Annotated in this window: 16 protein-coding genes and 1 pseudogene; 8 read left to right on the top strand and 9 right to left on the bottom strand. The window is 68.0% G+C overall.

The annotated features are described in order from the left end of the window. Positions 1-34: 34 nt before the first annotated feature. Complete coding sequence (locus AB0I83_RS27765; protein ID WP_363306569.1) at positions 35-181, top strand: hypothetical protein; 147 nt, start codon at positions 35-37, stop codon at positions 179-181. 201 nt (positions 182-382) lie between these two features. Here the strand turns inward: AB0I83_RS27765 and AB0I83_RS27760 are convergent, their stop codons facing one another. From AB0I83_RS27760 to AB0I83_RS27735, 6 genes are all read right to left on the bottom strand, one after another. After that, positions 383-970: a hypothetical protein gene (locus AB0I83_RS27760; RefSeq protein WP_363306568.1), complete on the bottom strand. Its 588-nt coding sequence runs from the start codon at positions 968-970 to the stop codon at positions 383-385. 2 nt (positions 971-972) lie between these two features. Further along, positions 973-2,103: a DUF6571 family protein gene (locus AB0I83_RS27755; RefSeq protein WP_363306629.1), complete on the bottom strand. Its 1,131-nt coding sequence runs from the start codon at positions 2,101-2,103 to the stop codon at positions 973-975. Further along, positions 2,034-3,212 carry a hypothetical protein gene (locus AB0I83_RS27750; RefSeq protein ID WP_363306567.1) on the bottom strand — a complete coding sequence of 393 codons (1,179 nt, stop codon included), beginning with the start codon at positions 3,210-3,212 and terminating at the stop codon, positions 2,034-2,036. The genes AB0I83_RS27755 and AB0I83_RS27750 overlap by 70 nt, the downstream gene beginning before the upstream one ends. A gap of 12 nt (positions 3,213-3,224) precedes the next feature. After that, a complete protein-coding gene (locus AB0I83_RS27745; protein ID WP_363306566.1) occupies positions 3,225-3,638 on the bottom strand; it encodes a hypothetical protein in 414 nt (137 codons plus the stop codon). 486 nt (positions 3,639-4,124) lie between these two features. Continuing rightward, positions 4,125-4,298, bottom strand: coding sequence for a hypothetical protein (locus AB0I83_RS27740; RefSeq protein ID WP_363306565.1), 174 nt, complete (start codon positions 4,296-4,298; stop codon positions 4,125-4,127). 219 nt (positions 4,299-4,517) lie between these two features. After that, positions 4,518-4,715 carry a hypothetical protein gene (locus AB0I83_RS27735; protein ID WP_363306564.1) on the bottom strand — a complete coding sequence of 66 codons (198 nt, stop codon included), beginning with the start codon at positions 4,713-4,715 and terminating at the stop codon, positions 4,518-4,520. Positions 4,716-4,934: 219 nt separating this feature from the next. Here AB0I83_RS27735 and mobF point away from each other — a divergent pair, with 219 nt between their 5' ends. The 4 genes and pseudogenes from mobF to AB0I83_RS27715 all read left to right on the top strand — a co-directional run bounded on the left by mobF (position 4,935) and on the right by AB0I83_RS27715 (position 9,800). Then, positions 4,935-6,701, top strand: coding sequence for a MobF family relaxase (gene mobF, locus AB0I83_RS27730; protein WP_363306628.1), 1,767 nt, complete (start codon positions 4,935-4,937; stop codon positions 6,699-6,701). Further along, positions 6,698-7,047, top strand: a pseudogene (locus AB0I83_RS27725) (hypothetical protein). Before mobF ends, AB0I83_RS27725 begins: the two are co-directional and overlap by 4 nt. 794 nt (positions 7,048-7,841) lie before the next feature. After that, positions 7,842-9,113: an IS110 family transposase gene (locus AB0I83_RS27720; protein ID WP_363306563.1), complete on the top strand. Its 1,272-nt coding sequence runs from the start codon at positions 7,842-7,844 to the stop codon at positions 9,111-9,113. Between the two features lie 9 nt (positions 9,114-9,122). Continuing rightward, positions 9,123-9,800: a class I SAM-dependent methyltransferase gene (locus AB0I83_RS27715; RefSeq protein WP_329212013.1), complete on the top strand. Its 678-nt coding sequence runs from the start codon at positions 9,123-9,125 to the stop codon at positions 9,798-9,800. 158 nt (positions 9,801-9,958) lie between these two features. On the opposite strand, the gene AB0I83_RS27710 is transcribed toward AB0I83_RS27715, so the two are convergent. Continuing rightward, entirely contained in the window at positions 9,959-10,402 is a 444-nt protein-coding gene (locus tag AB0I83_RS27710) for a hypothetical protein (protein ID WP_363306562.1), read from the bottom strand. Positions 10,403-11,027: 625 nt separating this feature from the next. On the opposite strand from AB0I83_RS27710, the gene AB0I83_RS27705 reads away from it, so the two are divergent. Continuing rightward, entirely contained in the window at positions 11,028-11,933 is a 906-nt protein-coding gene (locus AB0I83_RS27705) for a replication-relaxation family protein (RefSeq protein ID WP_363306561.1), read from the top strand. A 323-nt stretch (positions 11,934-12,256) separates the two neighbouring features. Here the strand turns inward: AB0I83_RS27705 and AB0I83_RS27700 are convergent, their stop codons facing one another. Next, positions 12,257-15,346: an NACHT domain-containing protein gene (locus AB0I83_RS27700; RefSeq protein WP_363306560.1), complete on the bottom strand. Its 3,090-nt coding sequence runs from the start codon at positions 15,344-15,346 to the stop codon at positions 12,257-12,259. Positions 15,347-15,763: 417 nt separating this feature from the next. Continuing rightward, a complete protein-coding gene (locus AB0I83_RS27695) occupies positions 15,764-16,018 on the bottom strand; it encodes a hypothetical protein (RefSeq protein WP_363306559.1) in 255 nt (84 codons plus the stop codon). Positions 16,019-17,024: 1,006 nt separating this feature from the next. Here AB0I83_RS27695 and AB0I83_RS27690 point away from each other — a divergent pair. Further along, complete coding sequence (locus AB0I83_RS27690; RefSeq protein WP_363306558.1) at positions 17,025-17,423, top strand: hypothetical protein; 399 nt, start codon at positions 17,025-17,027, stop codon at positions 17,421-17,423. Beyond that, on the top strand, positions 17,420-19,560 hold a 2,141-nt coding region (locus AB0I83_RS27685), incomplete at its 3' end, for a hypothetical protein (RefSeq protein WP_363306557.1). The genes AB0I83_RS27690 and AB0I83_RS27685, both read left to right, overlap by 4 nt.

Raw genomic sequence — 19,560 nt, 5'->3', positions numbered from 1 at the left:
GGCACCCTCCGGGGCCACGAAGGGGGTCCGGGGGGTGGGCTGGCTGCTCGTGGCCGTGGCCGCTTTCGGGGTGCCCCTGGTGGGTGTGATCGGTTTCGCCGCGTCCTATCCCACGTTCAAGAGGTTCGCCGTCGACAACGGGTTGCCCCGGACCACCGGTCTCCGGATCTGGCTTCGTTGATCTCTATGACTGCTCGATAAAGCCACTGCCGAAACCGCCGACCCGCTCAGGCTGATGCGGCTCTTTGGGATCACAGAGAAGACCGCCATGCATTACGTCGGCACCGCCCGCCCCGAGCGCACCGCGGGGCTGCCCGGGTGACGCTCAGAGCCTGGAGGTCCTGCTGGAGCCGTGTCGACCAAGATCAATGTCAGGCGACGGTCAGGCGCCGCAGCGGTACTTCTTGGCGAGCTTGGTGGCGGCCTCCTGCACCACGGCCGCATTGTTGCGGATCGCGGGGGCGTCCCGGTCGACGAGGTCCTTCTCCTCCTCTTCCCCCTTTTTCGAGGGCGCCATGAGCGTCACCGTGATGTTCGGCGCCGTCGAGCCCATGCGGGCGGCACAGCCGGCGGGCAGGTTGGCCTCGGCCTTATCGGGAAGCGCCCAGCCGGTGAAGCCGGGGCCGAGGGGGACAGAGTTCTTGGGCTTGTAGTGAGGGTCGTTCCGGTTGTCTTCGATGATCAGGGTGTAGACCCCTCGGGGGGAGTCGCTGTCCGCGTTGGCACGCAGCACCTGGCACCCCTTGAACACCGCGTAATCGGTGCTCTTGCTCTTTCTCTTCCACTCCTCCGTGCTGACCTCGCCCCCCTTGCCATCGTCGATCAGTTCCGCCGTCTGCCGGCTGAGCGCCCCATGACACAGCGTCTGCGGTAGCGGCGGCTTCTCGTCGTCAGGCCAGAAACTCGCCGTCACGACGCCCACCCCGGCGGCGCCGAGCACGATGGTCAGCGGCAGCCACTTCCTGTCCATGTCTACGGCTGTCCCATCTTCTTCTGGGCGTCCTCGATACCCTGCTGGTACCAGTTCTCGGCAGTCGTCTGGAGACCGTCCTCGTACTCGCCCGGGCTCGCGTCCAGTTCCTCCGTCGTGATGCCCTTCTCGGTCGCCATCTTCCGCATCATGGCGTTCATCTGGTCCTCGCCGTTCTCGAAGTGGTTGACCATGTTCTTACGAGTTTCCTCGTCGACCTTGGCGTTGAGCTCGTTCATGTACCCGGCCGTGCCGGCGTCGACCGTGCGCTGGAGCGCGTCGCCGACGACGGGGATGGCCGTCAGGGGTGCGCCGATGGCGTGGTAGTTCATCCTCTGGTTCCAGGCGTTGGTGTCCTTCTCCGCCTGGCCGAGGTCATAGATGACGTCGCCGCGCACGCCGTCGAGGTGGCCGAGAACCGACGCCGACTGCTTGACCCAGGCGCGCATCTCGGGATCCTCCTTGCGGTACGAGTCCGGCGGAAAGCCGTTCAGTCCCTCGGCAATCACCACGCTCTGAGAGTGGTGCATGACACCGAACGCCTTGGGGTCCTCGGCGACGCCGCGCATGAGACGGGTGAGGTCGCCCCGCTCGATCGTGAGGTTGTTGAAGTCGGTCGGCCCGTCCATGTTCTTGCCGAGGATCTGGTGCACGTCCGAGGCGTAGTCCCCGATCATGTTGCCCATGCTCGTGCGCATGGCCAGGGGCACGGAGCTCTGGGTCCCGTAGGTCTGCTCGCCGGTGTACTCCTTGGCGATCCGCTCGAAGATCGCGGCCTGCGCGCCGTCGTGCTGGGCGGGGACGCCGTGCAGCGGACTGCCCGGCTCACGGCCGGTGGCCGCGGCCTCCAGGGCGGCGCCGAACTCGGTGCGGGCCGAGGTGCGCTGCGTCTCCTCGGGCATCCTGAACTCGACCTCGCCGCCCGGCCACTTGCGGTCCTCCAGGAAGTACTTGAGGTTGTCCGTGGTGTTCGGGTCGAAGTAGTGCGTGGAGGCGGAGGGGTTGCGGCTCATGGCGTTCATCAGACCCTTCACCGGGTCCTCCTGCGTGCCCTGCCAGTTCTTCATGACGCCGTCGTAGGCGTCGTCGCTGTCCGTCTCCCACTCGCGGATGGTGTCGCCGACCTCGTGCAGAAACGCCTCGCCATAGACCGGGTCGCCCTTGTCCTTGTCGTACGGGGACGCGCTCTTGTCGTTCGGGTCGTACGCCTTGCGCCGGCGTCGGCGGCCATCAGGTCCGTGAGGTCCTTCAGGGGCGCGGCGCCGCCCCCAATGGCGCCGGGGTGGCGCGTGGGCAGGCCGTTGCCGTCGCGGGCCGTGGTGATGAGCTTGTCGGTCCAGGCCGAGGTGACACCGCCGGGGGAACCTATCGAGGAGTCGGGTCCGGTGGCGGTGGCAAGGGAGCCGGACAGGGCCTTGTAGAGGCGGGCGTCGGCGGCGGAGAGCTGGCCGTCGCGGCCGCCGTGCTCCAGATCACCGGCGAGCAGCAGCACGGCCTCCTGCTGGTCGCGACCGTTGTAGCTGAGGTTGGTCATCAGCTGCTCGGCGAAGGCCGGCGAGTCCTTGCCGCCCTCGGCCAGCTTGAGCAGCCGCTCGCGCTCCTTGTCGTCGAGGTGCTCCCAGCGGGCGTACAGCTTGGCGGCCTCGCGGCCGTTCTCGGCCTGCTGCTTCTCCTCCGCACGCATCGTCTTCGCATCGGCGACCCCGCCGAGGTCGGTGCTGCCGAAGTCGTTGGGGTGATTCTTGATCAGCGCGCGCAGGCCCCAGGCACACAGCTCGTCGGCCTCGTTGGCCCGCTTCAGGATGCCTTCGATCTTGCCGCGCAACGCCTCGAACTGCGCCTCGGTGGCAATCGGTTCGGTGCTGTCCTTCGACCGGCGGTCGGGGTGGACACGATGGCTGAGCACGCCGTTCTGGTAGATGGTGATGCCCGGCGGAGGGGTCTCGTACGTGGCCTTGAGGTCGTCATGGGCGGTCTTGAACAGAGTGTGGGCGTCCTGGAGAAGGTCGCGAACGGATTCCGCCTCGATGACGGCATCACCGAACTCCTTGGCCGTCTTCGCGACGAACTCCTTCGTCACGGAGGCGTTCTCACCCCGCCAGGTGGACTTGTCGGCCTTGCTCTTCATGGCCGACGCATCGGTCTTGAGGCGCGTCAGCTTGGCGATCATCTCGGTCCATTGAGTGACCGCGGTGTCCATCGGACCAAGCTTGGCATTCAGGAGCTGCTCGAACGTGGGCATCGCTGGGGCTCCTTACCGGAAGAGCTGGCTGATCTTGGACGCGGACACGGCACCCTCGCTGCCCGGCGCAACGGGTCCGATGATGCGCAGCTGCGCTCCGATCCACTCGTCGTTGGCCTTGCTGGACTTCTTCGTGTAGTCGAGGTGGTTGGAGATGTGCGCGCATGCCTGGAGGAGGGTCTTCGCCTGCGTCTCCCAGGTCTTGTTCACCTCCGAGAGCGCGGCACCGGTGTCGAAGCCGTCACCCTTCAGGCTGCTTCCGGCACTCTCGCTCGCCGCGCTTGCGTGCTTGCCTGCGGGCTCCAGGCCGTTGAAGAGCCCGTTGGCGGCATGGCCGATCTCGCCGAGGTCGTCGTCTTCGACCACGTAGTCGGCCGAGCCCGGCGTCGTCGAACCGCCTGTACTGCCGGCTTGGTTCAATCTCATGGTCACGGCTGCCTTGTCCGCGGCCCACTCCTCTTCGAACGACATCGTCAGCACCCCCGTGTTGCTGGGCGTAAACCTGCCCGTCGGCCACGCTACCCATCTGGGTGACGAACGGCCACAGATGATCGATCATACGTACGGGTTCCCTGGGATCGAGCGCCGCCGGGGGCTGGCCAGGTCGCAAGGCTGCCGACGTCCCAGTTGCGAACTGCCCAGGCGGGCCGAAGAGTCTGGTCCGGATGCCGCACCGTGACCGGATCCGCAGACATCAGCGGCTCGATCCGGTCCCACTAGGGAGACCTGGGCTCCTGGCCCGCGTCTCCTTCGAGATGCCGGTCGCCGGGAAGAACATGACCGTCGAGCAGTTCCGGTGCCGCTCTCACTGGGTGAGTGGACGAGACGAGGCGGACCCGTCTGGCGGCTCGGCACCGAACTCGCACGCGACACCGCACTTGACCACTGTGTGGCGCGCGGGTTCCGTGCTGGTCAGGGACAGGATCCTGCCAACTCGCTCGCTTCGCGGAGGCCAGCGCGGAAGCGTCCTCCGGCGCGCAGATCCTCGATGAAGGCCGCCACGGTCTGGCGGAACTTGCGGCGCTGTTCCGGGGTGAGGCGGCCCAGGTCGGCAGCGAAGCGCGGCAGGGTCTCGTACGTAGGCACGGTGAACCTCCAGGACGCACGAAGCCCCCGACCGGTCGGCCGGGGGCGGTGGTGGCTGTTCGTGTTGAAGGGCGTCGGTGACGTGGTGTGCTCAGCGGTGGTGGGTTGTCGGGGGTGCGGTGCAATGGTGCGTGCTCGATGACGGTTGGAGTCGGTTGCCATGCGTTTTCGTGGCTGGTGGTGCTCGTGGGGCGGCGCGCAGCATTCGCACGGCCGGGGTCAGCTCTCGTAGCGGGCGCGCATCAGGTCGGCCCACTCCTGTGCGCGGGTCATGTCGCCGGCGCAGTTCTCGCAGTGGGGCACCATGTCGGTCCGGCTGCGGTACGGCGTGTTCGAGCGGACTTCGACGGTCGTACGCAGCGTGAGGGGGCGACGGCACAGCGGGCAGAGGTCTCCGTGGAGCAGCTTCGTGTTCATGCGGCGGACTGTGCACACGTCGGCGGCTTACCGTCTCGGGCTGGTGTGACGGCCCGCCTGGCGGGCCCCACGGTAAAGATTCGGTGATGGCCTCCCGCCCGGCGGGAAGGACTCCGGATCGCGCTTTTCCGCAGGTCAAAGCCGGTGTTCCATGGCCCGGTGATCAGCAAATCGGAGGTCCGTCCGGGTGACGGGTGGCGGTACTACTTCCGCGGCGTGATGGTCGGCGATGGCCACCGCCCCGCGGGTACGCCGCTGCGCGTCGCCCAGGACGAGGCTGGTGTCCCGCCCGGGATCTGGAGGGGCCAGGGCCTGGCCGCGGTCGGCCTCACGGCCGGGGACGTGGTGACCGAGCGGCAGGCCGAACTGCTCCTGGGGGAAGGCCGGCACCCGGACGCCGACCGGATCGAGCGCGAGCGCCTGGAGGCGGGCGACGATCCGGCGAAGGCCCGGCGGGCGACCGTGCTGGGCAGGCCCATCGAGCACAACCGCTCCCCGAAGACCGAGAAGGCCAAAGAGCGCACCCCCTGGCTGGGCATGGACCTCACGTTCCGGCCGCCGCCGACGGCGCACATCGCGTGGGCGCTGATGGATGACCAGCGGCGCCTGGTGCTGGAGTCGTGCCAGGACACCGCCGTGGACAAGACGCTGAAGTGGCTGGGGGAGTCGGTCGCGCAGATCCGCTGGGGCAGCGGCGGCAAGCACCGCGCCCCGGTGAAGGACGGGCTGATCGTCGCGGTGTTCCGGCACTACGAGTCCCGAGCTGCCGAGTCGAAGCCGCTGCTCCACGATCACGCCGTGGTGTCGATCCGCGCCCGGCGGCCGGCCGGGGCAGGGACGTGGGGCAACGTGTCGGCGGACACGCTGCTCGCCCACATCGTTGTGGCCGACACCCTGTACCTCCTCTACTTCATGGAGGAGGTGTCCGCCCGGCTCGGATGGGCGTGGGAGCCGCGAGAGGTGACACCCGGCCGCCGGCCCGTCATGGAGATCGCGGGAATCGACCAGCGGCTCATCGGCTGGCAGTCGACGCGCCGTCAGCAGATCGAGGAAGCGCTGTTCGTCCTCACTGCCCAGTATGTGGAGGAGCACGGGCATGAGCCGGGGGAGAGGGCCGCCTACGGGCTGGCCTGCCGGGCCGCCGACCGGACGCGCCCGCCCAAGCGTAAGGAGCCGCGGTCGCTGTCCGAGCTGCGCGAGGGGTGGCGGGAGTCGGCCATCGCTGCGTTCGGCGCCGACGTCGTGGACCGGCTCGCGGAGCGGGCGCGGGCGGCGGCCGCGGCGGTGTGGGCGCGGGTGCGGCCGGTGGTCGACGTCGTCCTGGCGGCCGTCGACACCCTGGCCGTGGTCTACGTGATGCGTGGTGCGTTCAAGCGCCACCACCTGCTCGCCGAAGCGCGCCGCTACCTCTCCTACGTCCTGCGCGGCCGCCCGCACCAGCCCGGCCTGGACGAACGGATCGTGCAGGCGGTCGTCGACGACTACACCCGCCCCGTCGGCCGGGGCTTCAAGATGACCGCCGACCTGCACGCCCTGTACCCGCGCGACACGGAGGACCAGGCCGTGCTGCGCCCGCTGACCCGCAACCGGATGCTCCCCCTCTACGCGAGGGCCCGGCTGGCCGCCGACGCGCTCTCCGCCCGGGTTCACGCGGTGCGCCGCTCGGAGCGTCTGGGCTCCCGTTTCCGTCCGCACACCGTCGCCGTGCCCGGCGCCTCGAGGTCCGTCCCGCGGCTCTCGCGTGCGGACCGGAAGGCCGGCCGCGCCCAGGAGCAGGGGACCGATGTTGCCGCGCTGGAGCAGACCCGGGCCACGATCGAGGCCGCCGCCAAGATGGCCGCCAAGCTCCAGGACGGCGTCAGGGAGCGCGCCGCCGCCCTCCACTCCGCGCCGCAACCCGCCCCGGCGACGTCCCCGCCACCGCACACCCAGCAGCCCGGCGTGCAACAGACGCCGGGCCGGACACCCACTGGAGGAGTCGCATGACCACACCGGAGGAGAACCCGGAGATCCCGGGAGTAGAGGACGCCCTCGCCCGAGCCCGCGCAGCCCACAAGAAGATGGCCGCCGCGCTCGACGAGGACCAGGGGCCCAAGCTCGACGCGGACCTGGGGTGGCAGCCGGTCTGGAAGCGGCCCCGGAAGCGGAAGTCGAAAGCGGCGGAGAAGCTGGAGCTGCACAAGCAGCGGCGCCGGCTCCAGGACGCCGGGAAGCGCCGCCTCGCAGTCGCGCCGGCCCCGCTCCCCGCAGAGCCGGATCGGCAACGCGGCCGCGCGCCGCGATGCCCGCGCCCTGTCCCGGGGTGCGGCACTCCAACGCCTGGCTGTGGTGACGATGCCCGGCATCGTCCACCGAGTGGAGCCGACGATGTTCAGCATCCAGTGGCGATGCACGACATCGAGTGGACTCCACCGTGGTGCGCACCGGATAACGATGGACGCCACTCCGGTGCGCACCACGAAGTCCGCCACCGCACCCGGTGCGCTTCGCGACGATGCCCGGCATTCTCGCGCGCACCACGATGTTCGGCATCCGATGCTCCGCACGCACCCGGTGCGCACCGTCCGGGTCGTACGCATCGGCGGCCCGACCCCTTGTCCGCCTCCGGGCGGGAGGGCAGCGACCCCTTGTCCAGGTTCGGGCGGGCGCACGTTTCCCCTAATCCAGTGCGTAAGCAGTCGTCCCGGGCCCATGCAACGACCCGGGACGACTGCTCGCACAGGACAGCAAATGCCTGGATCCCCCCTGGCCGTCAAGGCCTCCTCAAAGAGCGGCATCGCTGTCCGATGCGGGGTTCGCGGTGATGACGCGGGCGCCGGGCTGATGCCTCCGTTTCCCCGGGCCCTTGAGGCCTCTGTCAAGAGCGGCGCAGCCCGGCGCCTCCGTGGTCACCGCGAAACTCCCGGGGACTGCCCGGACGTTGACCGTCACGGCGCGAGCCCGCTCCAGGGTCAACCTCTTGTTTATCCGCGAGCCCGCGAGCTCTGCCGAAAGATCGAGCCCCTGGAGTGCGCTGGTGTTGCGAACGGCTACTGAGATGGCGGACCAACGAGTCCTTGGATTAGGGCGCCGCGTGACCCGCATGTGCTCGTGACCTGCATAAACAGACGGATCTAGGAGGATAGTTTGACCGTGTTCTGCGGGATCGACTGGGCAGAGCGCCACCACGACGTCGCGCTCGTCGACATAGCTGGCACTCTGCTCGCAAAGGCCCGTATCACTGACGACGCGGCCGGCTACGACAAGCTCCTGGCCATCCTGGCCGAGCACGGTGACAGCCCAGAAGATCCGATACCGGTGGCCATCGAGACCAGCCACGGCCTCCTGGTCGCGAGCCTGCGCACCGGCAGCCGTCAGGTCTTCGCGATCAACCCGCTCGCCGCCGCCCGCTACCGGGACCGCCACGGCGTCAGCCGCAAGAAGTCCGACCCGGGCGATGCCCTGGTCCTCGCGAACATCCTGCGCACCGACATGCACGCCCACCGGCCCTTGCCGGCCGACTCCGAACTCGCCCAAGTCATCACGGTCCTGGCCCGAGCCCAGCAGGACGCCGTCTGGACTCGGCAGCAGGTCGCCAACCAGGTCCGCTCGCTCCTACGCGAGTACTACCCCGCTGCTCTGCTGGCCTTCCAGGGCAAACAAGGCGGTCTGACCAGGGCTGACGCCCGCGTCATCCTCACTCTGGCCCCAACCCCCTCCAAGGCCGCGAAGCTCACCCTCGCCCAGTTGCGGGGCGCCCTCAAACGCAGTGGCCGCCTCCGCGGCTGCGACGCGGAAGCCGAGCGGCTGCGAGACGTCTTCCGCGCCGAGTACGCCCACCAGCTGCCCGGCGTCGAGGACGCCTTCGGCCACCAGCTCCTGGCCCTGCTCAAGCAGCTGGACGCCACCTGCGAGGCCGCGGACGACCTCGCGAAGGCGGCCACAGCCGCCTTTCACCAGCACGCCGACAGCGAGATCCTGCTCAGCTTCCCAGGCCTGGGTCCCATGCTCGGCGCCCGCGTACTCGCCGAGCTGGGCGACGACCGGGTACGGTTCGCCGACGCCAGGGCGCTGAAGTCGTACGCCGGATCCGCCCCCATCACCCGGGCCTCCGGCAAAAAGCGCTTCGTCGGCCGCCGCTTCGTCAAGAACAACCGCCTCATCAACGCCGGCTTCCTCTGGGCCTTCGCCGCCCTCACCGCCTCACCCGGAGCCAACGCGCACTACCGACGCCGACGCGAGCACGGAGACTGGCACGCCGCCGCACAACGGCACTTGCTGAACCGCTTCCTCGGCCAATTTCACCACTGCCTCCAGACCCAGCAGCACTTCGACGAACAACACGCCTTCGCACCCCTCCTCCAAGCTCCTGCGGGACCCAGAAGCCCGGGCAGCGGCGATGTCAGTGCAGCCGTCTAGAGTCCCCGCGTGACTGAGCCTTCTTACCTGTCTGAGGTCCGGGAGTCATACGACACCGTGGCCAACGCCTACGCCGCCCTCGTCAAGCCCCCATCAGAGCTGGACCCGTTGTCACGCTCGATGCTGACCGCGTTCGCCGAACTTGTGCAGGCATCTGGCCTCGGACCGGTCGCAGACCTGGGCTGCGGCCCGGGCAAAGTGACGGCGCACCTCGCCGGGCTCGGGGTGTCGCCGATCGGCATCGACGTGTCCCCGAAGATGATCGAACTGGCGCGCACCGCCTTTCCGGACCTGCCGTTCTCGGTGGGCTCCATCACCGCCCTGGAGTTCGCAGACGACGCGCTCGGCGGTATCCTGGCCTTCTACTCCACCCATCACACGCCCCCCGAGCTGCTGCCGCTCGTGTTTGCCGAGTTCCACCGCACCCTGGCACCCGGTGGGCATCTTCTCCTCGTGGGTCACGTCGGTTCCGGTGAGCACCGTCGTCCTACACAGGCCTATGGCGGCCTTCCCGTGTCCTTCGAGTCCTATCGCCTGCCTCCAGGCCAGCTTGCGCAGTTGCTGAACCGGGCCGGGTTCACCATCGACGCTCAGCTGGTGCAGGAGCCCGACGAAAAGCTGACATGGAAGATCGCCAGCTTCCTTGCCCACAAGCCGATCTCCCAGGAGGCCAGCTTGACTTCTTAGCCCCTGAGATGTCTTGACACGGGCCCGTGTCAAGAGGAAACGCGCCGCACCGGGCGCACCCGGAACACCGCATCGAGTGGGCTCCACTCAGTGGAGCCCACCGCGTGGAGGTGCTGGCCGCACCGGGTGGGCATCCACTCGGTGCGGCCAAGGCGCGGCTACTGGTGGGCGCCGGCTGGGGGGTGCATCGTCCGGGCGCGGTCCCGGTGCTCGTCCCGCATCGTCTCCAGAGTGGTGGCGGTGTCCTCGTCATCGGGGTCCGGGATGACGTCCAACGTGAACCGGATGATGGTGCGGGCGATGCCCAGCGCGCCGGTGGTGGGGGAGTCCCGCGCCCAGTCCCGCAGCGCGGACAGCAGGATGCACCCGACCTCGTCCAGGGCGAAGGAGTCCGAGCACGGGTCGTCATCTTCCGAGACGGCGGTGGCGGGGAAGACGATGTCCTCGGCCAGCCGCAGCAGCAGGAAGGGCAGCTCCGGGTCGGCGTCCGCGCGGCCGGCGACATGGCTCCCACCGCCCAGCTGCAACGCGATGACGTAGTCGAAGGCGCGCTCCACCTGCTCCTCGGTGAGCGGCGTACGGGGCGGGATCAGATACGGCATGAGATCTCCTCAACTGCGGTCACCGCGTGAATCACGACGACTCCCCAGCAGGATTCAGCCGCGCCCCTGTGGACAGAGACCAGAGATTTCTCCCCCACTCCAGAGAATGTGATCAATCGGTCCGCCAGGGGCAAACCCGGCCCCCTTGTCCAGCTTTCGACTCGGACGCAGGCCCTGGCGGCCGACCCTTCGTCCAGGTCGGCCGTACTGCCGCGAGCGCCGCGTTTTCCCTTGACCACCCTGGCTAGCGGCCGCGATCAGACAGCGGACAAGGGGTGGCTCTGCACGATGGCGCCGGCCCTGGCGCGTACGGCACCGCTTCCTGCTGTGCGCGCCAGGGCCGCGCCTCTCGTCCGAGGGGTGCGGAGCCGACCGGCAGGAGAAGACCACCGTGACGACCACCGCCCACCCGATGCCCGAGCCGGCCTTCACGCCGACACACAACCTGTCCCAGGACCCGAAGACGCTGCCCGGACAGGGGCACACTCACGGACCCACTCACGGGCCCGATGCCGGACTCACAGCCGACGCGGGCCCCGAGAGCGTTGTGCCTGCTCGCAAGGGGGATTCCCCCTTCGTCCGGGGTGCCGACTCCTCCCTAGTACCTGCTTCCACCGAGTACGGAGTGGAACATGATCTGCGGATACTGCAGCTGCTCGCCTGCACCCGGGTCGCCACGCCCCACCAGCTCCACACCTGGCTGACTCCGATGGCGACGGACTCCAGCACCATCCGCAAGCACCTGCGCAGCATGGCGAAGGACGGCCTGGTGGCCGCGAACACCAAGCGGCGGCCGCACATCTGGTTCCTCACCGACGCCGGCCTCGCGGAGGCACGCCGCGCCGGGCTCGCCGAGCACCGCACCACGACGGTGACCGGTGAGCACGTCGCCGCCTCTCCGGCCTTCGCGCACGCCCTGGCCGTCACCGACACGGCCATCGCGTTCGGCCGCGATCTGGCGCCGGACACCAGATTCGGCACGGCCCTGGGCGAGGTCGGCGACTGGGAGGTCGAAGTCGCCCACCCGCTGGGAGCTGGCGGCCTGCTCATCCCGGACGCCGTGCTGCACCTGCCCGTCCAGAACCTGCCGCACGTCTTCGTCGAACTGGACCGCGCCACCATGTCGCTGGGCAAGCTGATCAACAAGGTCGCCGCCTACGACCGCTACCGCCACTACACCCACCGACCCACCGGCCCGCGCCCCGCACGCCCCACCGGCGCGGGCCCCGCCGGACTGCCGGACTGGTTCACCCGCTACCCCCGAGCCGGAGCAGAAATGAAGTTCCCACCCCTGCTGATCATCCTGGCAGACAAGAAGAAAACCGCCCTGGACAACCGAACCACCGACACCCTCACAGGCATCCGCACCCTGCGTGGCATCCGCCGCCGCGAACTCGCCGTCGGCATCACCACCCTCCCCAACCTCCAAGAACACGGCCCCCTGAACCCGATCTGGCACAGCGCCACCAGCGACAAGCCGCTGCGCCTGGCCACGCTCATCAACGGACGACGGGAGCACGGCGGCGGGTGACAGCCCGGCCCCGCAGATCGTTGATCCCACATGCGGTACCAATCCGTGGATCAAGATCCCCGGCACGGCCTTCGACATCGCCGCGGGCGCCGACGGCACCGTATGGCGCGTCAATGCCGGTGGTTACGTCTACTGGTACACCGGCGACCAGCCGAGCTGATCCCCGTTCCGTCACACGTGTGGGCCCGAACCGGGACGGGATCGGGGGCCCACGCCCATCGGCGGAAGACGAACGAGGTCCAGAGCCTGGGCTCAGCAGCGGCCAGAATCAAATCCTCGGGCTGGTGCATTCGAGCGCTGCCCTCTTCGCGGGGCCGGACTGTTCAGAAAAGTAGGTTGCGGGCGGGGTGAACTGTGACCTCGGCACTGGGGAAGAGAGCCTGGTAAGGGGCCGGTTCCAGTCCTGTGGAGTGCTGTTCCGAAAGCAGCTGAACTGTGCGGACCTGTGGGCAGGTGTCGGATAGTGGCGTGAGGTCAGTGTCTTCTCGAATGTTCGTCACGTACACAGCCTCGAGTGTGGGCAGGTGCGGGGCGGAGAAGAGACCGGGGAGGTGCTCCACCGCGATGCTTATCGTGCTGAGACGCGGGAGTGTGGCGATCTCGGCCCAGTCGCTGGGGTCCAGGTCGCCCATATCGTTTTGGATGTTGAGGAATTCCAGCGCTGGCCAAGCGCTCAGACCGCGCAGTCCGGTCTCTGCGACGGCGTTTCCTCCCAGTGACAGGGTGGTTAGAGGAGCATCCTGCGGGAGGGCGGACAGCCCGCCTGGCAGGGGTGTCGAGGTGGTGAGATTTTGGAGTGTGGAGAGGTGCTCCAGCCCGACTGTCCCGCCAAGGTCCCGGATAAACAGCGAGGTCAACCCCGTCTCCGTCAGAGGCGTCAGGTCCTCAACTCCTGGACAGCTCACTAGATTCATGTTCCGGACCGAGGGTAAAGAGGCGAACGGCCGCAGGTCGCTCAGCAGGGTGTTTTCGTAGAGGCCGAGGTACTCCACCCGCTCGGGCAAGGCCCTCAGTATGTCTGCAGGAGCGTGGTCGCCTGTAACGCCGATTCGTGTCCGATTGCCGAGGCGTGGCAGGGCGCGTACCTGTGAGGGCGAGGTGGCGAAGAGGAACAGGTCGTGGGTGTCGACGTGGGCCATTACCTCGTCGGCGTACACCTCTGCATCGAAGAGATTCCACGCCCGCATCAGATTGATCCGGACTCCCTGCGCGGAATGGTTCCGGTATCGCGCCAGCACTGGCACCGCCGCGTCCGTGCCGACCAGCGCTGCCGTCGCCGTTACCGCCTCGGCTTCGTCGTCGGACAGTGCCCGCGGGCCTGGTAGCAATTCCAGGATCAGCGGACCGGTCTGTGCCAGTTCCTTGACCTCAGTGTCCACGCGGGGAGGCAGCAGCGTCGCCGCCGCCTCCTGGACCCTGCGCCGCACGGCCGGATCGAGCTCTGTGGCGTGTTCCAGGCACGCCATGGCCAGCAGGTGGACACGCTTGTCAGGGGAGGCCGTCAGTAGATTGAGTAACTCGGCCCGCTCACGCGGCCGGCTCTGTGCCACCGCCATACGGATGACATCCGCCCACTGGTCGTCGGCGGCGTGCTCTACCAGCAGGCCGAAGTCGCCGGCTTCCACAGCCGCCCGCGCCCCCAGGTAGTCCTGGAAAGTACGGTGTACGAAGTGGATCGTGTCCGGGCCCGGGGAGAGCAGCAGACCGGTGCGAATCAGGAAGTGGCGCAGCACGGCAGCTGCGTCCCCGACGACTTGCGCCGCCGGAATCGCAGGCAGTACCTCCGCGATGATGCTCTCTGCCCGGCTGCGGTCCATCTCTGTACGGCCGTTACGAATGAGCCAGTGCGCTAGTCGCTGGAGGAGCTGCAGCTGAGGCTCCTCGCTCAGCTCGGGGGATGCCATGTCGCGTTCGCGGTCGCGGCGGACCAACAGCAGGGAGAGAGCGGAGTCGTACAACTCCTTGCGGCCATGTGGGAGGTAGCCACGCCGGTCCCGGTGCAGGGCGCAGATCAGGCCGCACATCAACGGATTTGTGGCAAGGCGTCCCAGGTCCGGTTTGGTGCGGACGGCGTCGCGCAGCTGGGTCTCGTAAGTGGCCAGGACGGCATCTTCGTCGGGTGCGCCGGTGGCGGCCGCACGGTGCCAGCGTTTGATGAAGGCTGCCACATCCGATGGGCTCATTGCGGAGAGGCCGAGTTCCGCGAAGCCGTCGGAGGCGAGCCAGTCCTCGCGGACTGCGGAGGGGCGTGAGGTGACGAGCCACCGGTTGCCGGGGTAGGTCTGCACCAAATCGCGCAGCCAGGTCCGTGTACGTTCGCGTTCGGGCTCTGGCACCTCATCGAGGCCGTCGACCAAGACGAGTCCGCGCCCACTGGCCAGGACGCGGTGCTCCCAGCCCTCCGGCTGACTGCCGGCCAGAGGGCAGCCGACGGCGGCAAGGAAGCGCGCGGGGGAGGGCAGGCGTTCGCCGTGCCGGGTGAGAGTGCGCAGAGGGAGCACGAAAGGGATCCGGCCGATGAGGTAGGTCATATGGTCCGCGGGTTCGGTCGCCGCCGACACAGCGAACCACTGGATCAGCGTGCTTTTGCCCGAGCCTGCAACCCCGCGCAACAGCACTCGGTCGTGGTCGGCCAGCGTCTGATCGGCGGGGGCAGAAGAGGAGACAGGGGAAGCCGCCTCTGGCCCGAAGCCGAGTTCTTCCCGGTGACCGATTACATCCAGGCTGAGGTAGGCAGCGTCCAGCGGCCATCGATCCGGCGAGTTGCTGAGATCGATGCCGTAGATCGTGAGATTGCCGTGCTTCTTGGCAATGTAGTTGAGGTAGCCGCGCTCGAAGGCTGTGTCCCGAGCACCCGGGCGTGGGGTACGGGAGAGCACCTCATCGACCTTCGCGACGAGGTCAGCCTGCGTCCGAGTCTGTTCCACCAAGGTACGAGCCACGAAAGTCGAGCGGCGGGTGAAGAACTCCAGGATCTGCAGGCAGGCCCACTCTGTCGCGGAGTCGAGGAAGAACTGAGCATCGGATGACAACCCATCTGGATCGGGCCCCTCGTGACGCAATCTGTGCGCCATTTCCCGATGACCGAGCCGCACGGCCTGGACATCGCTCATGTCCAGATCTCCTAGGGCGAGCAACCTTCGGGCCAGTGCATCGGCCACGGCACCCCGCTCCTGAGTGTGGAAGGGACGTTCGCCTGGCGAGTTGATCGCTTCCTGGACCAGATGCTCCGCGAGCTTGTGCACGTCCTTCTCACCTAGCGTGCGCTTCTCACCACGAAACGAGACCAGGTCCTTCATTCGCACGGGCTTGTCAACCAGGCCAGCACCAGGCCCGTCCGCCACGAAGAGTTTTCTGATCAGTGAGCCGACTAGACTGGAGGCCAGCCTGCCACCGAGGACCACAGGATCCATCCGCCACCCCCATGTATTACGGAATGGGGGGAGCCTAGACGGTGGTCACGACAGCTGTCCCTATACTCCCGTAGCTCGAACATCCCTCGTCGCCGTCGGACAGATAACGGCAGTGTTGCCGCTATCCGGGACGGCCGTGTCCCCCTCGTTCGTGCGTATGCTCCAAGCAGAGGGAAGCGCTCGTGAGCCACATATTCGCGCACGTCTACGAGTAGCGGCCGGGGCGAGATTCTCGGCACCGCCTACAGCGACCACGACCTGGTCGTGTTCCTCGATGGCGCTGGCGTCGCCGAACCCGAGGCCATCCTGGACGACCCGCAGTGGGTGGAGTGGCGCGGCGGCCCCGCCCACCAGTTCCACGCCGCTTGACGGAGGCGGTGGGGCCGGGCGCAGCATGTGCAGCGGCCCCACCGCCGGTCAACCGATCAGCTTGTGCAGCACGGGAACGCTGCCCCCAGCGGCCACCAAGCCCGCCGCGACGGCCGCGGGCACGGACTTGTCGTGGAGGAACATGAGGCCGCCCATGACGAGGCCGATGATGACAGCCGCCAGGAACACCACGGCGGCGTGCACCGACAGCAGTGGGGTCTCCGACAGCATCCCTGCGCTGGCCAGGCCGAGCGGTTCGGGTCGGATGGGTATGGGGGAGTGCGGGTGCGGGTCCCGAGACATCGGGAGTCTCCTACGAGGCGGAGGAACAGAGGCGGCGGACACCTGTGGTGGTGTCGTCCGCGTGGAGGTGGCGCGCGCCTCGCGGTCGGCGTTCCTGCTGCGGCTCTCTGGAGAGCGTCCCTGTGGGGCTTCGGCCCGGCCCAGGGTGGGTGTGTTCAGCGTAGCGGCGATCGGCGCGGCTGTTGCCCCGGTTGTCTGGCGGGTGGTCATCGGTACTGCCTCCGACGTGAGTTCGACATGGCGAGCGGGACAGTGACAGGACTCAGGTGCTTGCGTCTCGTCCTGGCGGGCACGGCTCCCCCTTCACCCCGTAGGGCCGGAAGCCGGGGCTCGAACAGCAGCGATCGGGAGAAAATATCCCGGGCACGACGAAGGCCCGGGCACCTGGTCCGGGCCTTGCGCTGTCGAAGTCCTCTATCGGGTCGGATGCCAGTAAGGGAGTCGGTTACCTTCTGTCTACTCGTGCTTCCCCGGGGCGGTTGGCGACTGGGACTGGTCCGATGACCCGCTTCGACCGCCGACGGGTGACATCGCGGCCCAGCCGTTCATTGATCCCACATGCCTGTACTGCCTGCCGTCACCTGAAGAGATCGAAGCCGCCCGCACGCCCGCCGGTGGCTGGAAGCGCGACCAGCTCGCTGAGTGGGGTGTTCCGTGGCCACCGCACAAGGGCTGGAAGGGTGAGCTGATCAAGCGCTGGGAAGTCGCGCGCCAGGACGGCGTACCACCGCCGTCCCTGTCCAGCCCGGCCTCGGCCGAATTCGCACGGAGACGGTTGACCTCGGCTGACGGAACGAGGGTCGGGTCGGCCAGGATCTACCCTGTCCGGCCCCATTCGACTGTTAACCAGGTGGATTGTGATCTTCAGTAACGTGATGCTGACGAACGTCTGATTTCAGTCATTCTCGCCAACTCTGTCTCTCCTTGCCGGCTTCTCTGGAACCGTTCTTGATTGCAATGAGTGATCGTTAAGTCACTCGGTGGATCTTGGATGGGGGCGAGGGCCGTGTTGGAACAGGCACAGCTGGTGGGAATGGCGGGGGCGGCCGCAGCTGCACTGGTCGCGGAGATGACCAAGGAGAGCTGGGCGTCGATGCGCTCTCTGGCAGCGCGACTTTTCCGGCGCGGTGGCCAGGAGGAGGAAGAACGCCAGCTCGCCCGGCTCGACGCTGACCAGGTGCAGGCGGCCACGCTGGATCAAGCGGCCCTGCGGGAGAGGTGGAACCGGCGGCTGCTGACCCTGGTGGAAGACTTCCCCGAAGCAGCCGACGACCTGGCGGCGATGGCACGGCGCAACCCGGAGGAACAGCAGGGCGGGGTGAACCAGAGCGCGGAGAACAACACCGGCTCCGTCATCCAGATCGGCAGGGACAACTCCGGCAGCTTGAACACGGAGCGAAGGTGACCACGCCAGACGGGCAGGGTTTACCCCAGCCACGCACCAGCCCGCCGCTATTCGGGCAATCCGCTGTCGGCAACCTTGGCCCGACCGTCCAGGTCGGAGGTTCCAACACCGGCAACATCAACATCACGGGCCGACCAAAACTACCGGTCATCGCCATTGCACGCGGTGACCGAGAAGCAGCCCTGGAACCGCTCTGGGCACACACACCCACGCCGCAGCAGGCCGCAAATCTCCTTGCTGCACATGGCCTCGCCGTCATCGTGGGAGAACGCGGCACGGGACGGCGTATCTCAGCAATCCGGGCCCTGCACACCCACCTTGCTACCCCCGCAGGCGCTCCCCAGCTCTATGACCTCGCAGCCGACTGGGAGGACGACGAGGTCCCGGAAAGGGAAGTCCTGCCTGACCCGATCGCCGGGCACGGCTACCTGATCGATGCTGCCTCGCGCCTGATGTCCGAGAACGCCGCCCGTGCCCTCATGGCCTGGGCGGAAGAGCTGCACGCTGTTGGCAGTTGCCTGGTCATCACCGGCAGCCAGCGGGACTGGCGCGGGGACAACCGCTTCGAGATCGGCGCGGTACGCCCTGACGCAGTCCAGGTCGCACGCAATCACCTCGCTCATGCCGGCAGTCACGCACAGGCGGGGTGGCTGCAAGCGGATCCCCAGCGTGCTGCGACACGCGGCCTGCTACGCCAATCCGCCACCGACCGGACCGTGGGCATTCTGTCCGACCTCATCACGCGCACCGTCAGCCCCGGTGACGCGGTCGCGATCGCCGGACGCCTGCGCAACATCGACCCCGATCGACTCGCCCGTGCTGCCGAACACAAGGAACGCCCACCCGAGTCGCCGGAGTACCAGCAGGGGGTCAGGGAACTGCGGCGCATCCGGGAGGAGGTCCTGCTGTGGACCAACTTCCTGGAGGAGAAGCTCGCCGGCTCAGGTACCCGTGGCCCGGACCGGATGATGCTGCTTGCCGCTGCCTACCTCGAAGGCGCCCCTCTCGAACTGTGCATCAAGGCGGCCACCGCGTTCGGCTCCCGCGATGAAGCGCTCGCACGCCGCTACCGGGAAGGCCGCAGCCCCCGGCGTCGGCTGGCTGACGTCGGTGTCGAAACGGCCGACGACACTGCTGCCTTCCACAGCCGCCCCGGCTTCGCCCTCTCCGCCATCCGTACGGACTGGCACCACTGGGCCGATGAACGAGAGGAAACCAGGGACTGGCTCGCCCGCATCACGGCCCCTGACGGCATCGCCAAAGACTGGGCCGAGCAGATCGGATCCCGGCTGCTGGACCTGTCCATCACAGCGGTGGAATCCCCCTTCTTCCCTATCCTCGACACCTGGACCACCACCTCCCCCGACGAACAACGCCTTCGCATCGTCACCGCACTCATCACCCGAGCCGCGGAGACCGAAGAACTCGCGCGAGCCGCTCACAAACAACTGCTGGACTGGGCGACAAAGGGCCACTCCCATCGCCGAAGGGTCGTCGCTCAGGCCTGCAGCGGCCGCTACGGGATGCGATGGCCGCACATGGCCTTCGTCCGGCTACGCCACATCCTGGCCCTCGACGACGAAGCAGCCCACATCGCCGCCGGTGCCCTGAGCACACACGCGGCCGCGAGTACCGACGGGTTGCAACGAGTCGTCGACACGGTTGAGACCTGGTTCGAGAGATACCCGACTCATCTCGCCGGGCCCCGGGCTTTCCTAGCGCTCACCGACCCCACACACAGCGTCCTGGACGCCCTCATGAGCGCGGCACAAGCAGCCCCAGCCATCCGGGACTTCTTGATCAACGGCTGGATGCAGACCCTGCGACAGCCGGACGTGCGCGACCACGCCCACCAGATCCTCCTCGGCTGGGCCCGAGCCGCCCACGAGGGCCGGCTGAACCGCACCACGACGTTCGGCATCCTCACCGACGTTCGCAACGCCCACACCCCGCTCGATGCCATGTCCCGCTTCCTGTACGGAAGCCCGGACCAAGACGACAAGGCACTGATCGAAGCGCGCTTCGCCCTGGCTAACCTCCGGTGTGAAGTGCTGTTTAAGTGTCAGTGGCTGAATGTCATTTTGCTGGCAGCGCTGGAACCTGAGGTTGCTCATCTGGCCTGGTGTAACTACCCGCG

Origin of the sequence: Streptomyces sp. NPDC049970, from assembly GCF_040660235.1 — a bacterium.
In the GTDB taxonomy this organism is placed as follows: domain Bacteria; phylum Actinomycetota; class Actinomycetes; order Streptomycetales; family Streptomycetaceae; genus Streptomyces.
Note: the sequence above shows the minus strand (reverse complement) of the source record. Positions and strands in the feature narration are given on the sequence as shown.

Bases quoted from the DNA above. Each gene is read 5' to 3' on its own strand.
- AB0I83_RS27700 (WP_363306560.1), bottom strand. From the start codon at position 15,346: ATGGATCCTGTGGTCCTCGGTGGCAGGCTGGCCTCCAGTCTAGTCGGC.
- AB0I83_RS27750 (WP_363306567.1), bottom strand. From the start codon at position 3,212: ATGCCCACGTTCGAGCAGCTCCTGAATGCCAAGCTTGGTCCGATGGAC.
- AB0I83_RS27745 (WP_363306566.1), bottom strand. From the start codon at position 3,638: ATGAGATTGAACCAAGCCGGCAGTACAGGCGGTTCGACGACGCCGGGC.
- AB0I83_RS27760 (WP_363306568.1), bottom strand. From the start codon at position 970: ATGGACAGGAAGTGGCTGCCGCTGACCATCGTGCTCGGCGCCGCCGGG.
- AB0I83_RS27735 (WP_363306564.1), bottom strand. From the start codon at position 4,715: ATGAACACGAAGCTGCTCCACGGAGACCTCTGCCCGCTGTGCCGTCGC.
- mobF (WP_363306628.1), top strand. From the start codon at position 4,935: ATGGTCGGCGATGGCCACCGCCCCGCGGGTACGCCGCTGCGCGTCGCC.
- AB0I83_RS27695 (WP_363306559.1), bottom strand. From the start codon at position 16,018: ATGTCTCGGGACCCGCACCCGCACTCCCCCATACCCATCCGACCCGAA.
- AB0I83_RS27710 (WP_363306562.1), bottom strand. From the start codon at position 10,402: ATGCCGTATCTGATCCCGCCCCGTACGCCGCTCACCGAGGAGCAGGTG.